This is a genomic window from Pseudolysinimonas sp. (genome assembly GCF_031389465.1).
Lineage (GTDB): Bacteria > Actinomycetota > Actinomycetes > Actinomycetales > Microbacteriaceae > Pseudolysinimonas_A.
Map to the genome: position 1 here is coordinate 1 of NZ_JANMSQ010000219.1, position 2,275 is coordinate 2,275.

A 2,275-nucleotide genomic window follows, 5' to 3' on the forward strand; every position below is an offset into this window, starting at 1 on the left:
AAGGCTGGGGCTGGACCGGAATCTGGAACCCGTCGACTCCGGCCTACTCGGGTCTCACGCCGACCAACGGGCGACCTCACGATTCGGCACTCAACGCGGTCGTCGACCTCTGGCTGCAGGTGGGCGCGGTTGGGGTCTTCCTGTTCTTCGCCGTCGTCGGGCTCGCCTTCGTGCGGTCCTGGCTGCTCGCCGGCCGACGCCGGAGCGTCGTGCACACCTGGCCCGCCCTGGTGCTCGTCGCGCTCATCGCGGTCTCGGTCGCGGAGAGCTCGATCCTCACGGAGTTCGGTTGGCTTCTCTTCGTCATCTGCGCGGTCAAAGCTTCGGCAGAGCTGAGCTGGCGCTCGGCTCTATCTCCTCGGCCCGAGCAGCCCGAACCGCTCCCCTCTGCATAGCGGGTTAGGCAGGCCGAAACAGGTCACGCAGGGCGTCGAGCGACCGTTGACTGGCGAACCGTCGGTAGCCGCCGCCGAGCAACGCACCGAGGATGCCGGGCACTCTGGCGATCCGCAGGCGTGGGAGCCGTGACCGTTGGCGCTCGAATCGCGCCTTCGCAGCTGCCTGCTGGGCTGGTGCGGGGAGCCCACGAGTGACGAGACGCTCGGCGAGCACCTCCGACCGCCGGGCGAGGAGCGCGGCCCGGTCGCCCGAGTCGCCGAACACGCGCGAAACCCGGTACCGCAGGGTTGGCTCGGCGACCCCGATCTGATTCGCGCCGTGTAACCGATAGTCGATCTCGGTGGCCCGCTCGAGACGCACGGCATCGCGAGCGGCGGCGAGGATGGCGAGCCACTCGTCGTGCACCCACTCGGTAGGGAACGGCAACGCATCGGCGAGAAGCTCCCGCCGGAAAGCCGTGGCAGCGCCGGTCGCGAGGTTCCGGCGCAGATAGGTCGCGAACGCGCGACCGCCGTCGATCGCCGCCACCTCGTCGGCCCGGACCCGCAGGCGTGCGAACAGGGTGACCCCGAGGTCTTCCCCCGTTGCGTCGACAAGACGGGCGTCGCTATGGCGCAACAGCACGTCGCCCCCGGCAAACTCGGTCTCGACCTGCGCCAGCCGCGTCGCATGCCACAGGTCGTCTTGGTCGGCGAGGACGATCACGTCGCCGGTCGTCGCGCGTACGGCGTGTTCGAAGTTGGCCGTGACGCCAAGCGCCGTCGGATTCTCGAGAATCTGGTGCGGAACGCCGGCTGCCCCGAGCACAGCGCGCGCGACACCGATCGTCCCGTCGGTCGACGCGTCGTCGCTCAGCACGATCTCGTCGGGCACCCGCGTGCCGTCGAGGATGCTGCGGAGCTGCGCCTCGAGGTACGGCCCGCCATTGTGCGTGCACATCGCTACCGAGATCTTCACGCCCGAACCTCCTCCCGTCGCACGCTCAGCGCGCCGAGCTGAACGAGCAACCCAGCGGCCGGGCCCGCGAGCGCCGCCGCGACGATCCGCGGCTCGGTCGGGAGAGGCAGGAGCAGTGCCGCGACCGTAATCGCGACGGCGACACCCCACCCCGCGACATAGACAGAGTGACGGGATGCCGCCAGCAGACCCGCTCCGCCTACGATCACCGCCGCGATCAGCCCCGACGAACCGACGAGCGCGGCGAGAAGCCACGCCCCGACCGCGTAGTCAGAGCCAAAGGCCGCGAGGATCAGGGCCGGCCCCACGAGTGCGGCAAGCACCGCGAGCACGGCGGTCGCCGCGCCGACGAACGCGACCGCGAGAAGAACGGGGCGCTCTCCCGCGCCGCGGAACCGCACGATGAGCAGACTCTGCATCGCCATCGCCGGAATGACGATCGGCGCCCGGGTGATCATGAGGGCGAGCAGGAGGGGCGCGAGCGCGGCGGTCGGCACACCCGGAGTCGCGGCGCTCACCAGGGCGGGGAACCCACTGATCAACACCGCACTCGCCCCGGCGGCGAACACTGCGAGCGCGGTGTTTCGCGCGAGTCGAGGGACAGCTACGTCGGCGCGCACCCCGCGCAGGCGGTGCGCCGCGATGGGCAACACGATCGCGAGAGCTAACGGGAACGGGAGCACCACCGCGACCTCGAGGGCTCGCGCCGGTTCCGGGAGCGCCAGGGCGACGAGCACCCCCCCGAGGCGCAGCAGGCCGTCGACCAGGATGAGTGCAGCGATCGGCAGCCACGCCCGCACGCCGTAGAGCGCTCCGCTCGTGACGGCAACCACGCAGTATGCGCCGGCACCGACCACGACGGCCGCGACCGTGAGCGGATGCCCACCGGCGACGATCGTCCACAGCGGCGCGGTCGCCA

Annotated in this window: 2 protein-coding genes and 1 pseudogene; 1 reads left to right on the plus strand and 2 read right to left on the minus strand. The window is 71.0% G+C overall.

Features of this window, described 5'->3' with window-relative positions; genetic code table 11:
* Positions 1–395 (plus strand): annotated as a pseudogene (locus tag RMO30_RS08835) (exopolysaccharide biosynthesis protein); the annotation flags it as partial.
* Positions 396–399: 4 nt separating this feature from the next.
* On the opposite strand, the gene RMO30_RS08840 reads toward RMO30_RS08835, so the two are convergent.
* Positions 400–1,356, minus strand: coding sequence for a glycosyltransferase (locus RMO30_RS08840; protein WP_309712147.1), 957 nt, complete (start codon positions 1,354–1,356; stop codon positions 400–402).
* Positions 1,353–2,275: hypothetical protein (locus RMO30_RS08845; protein ID WP_309712150.1), on the minus strand; the 923-nt coding region annotated here is incomplete at its 5' end. The genes RMO30_RS08845 and RMO30_RS08840, both read right to left, overlap by 4 nt.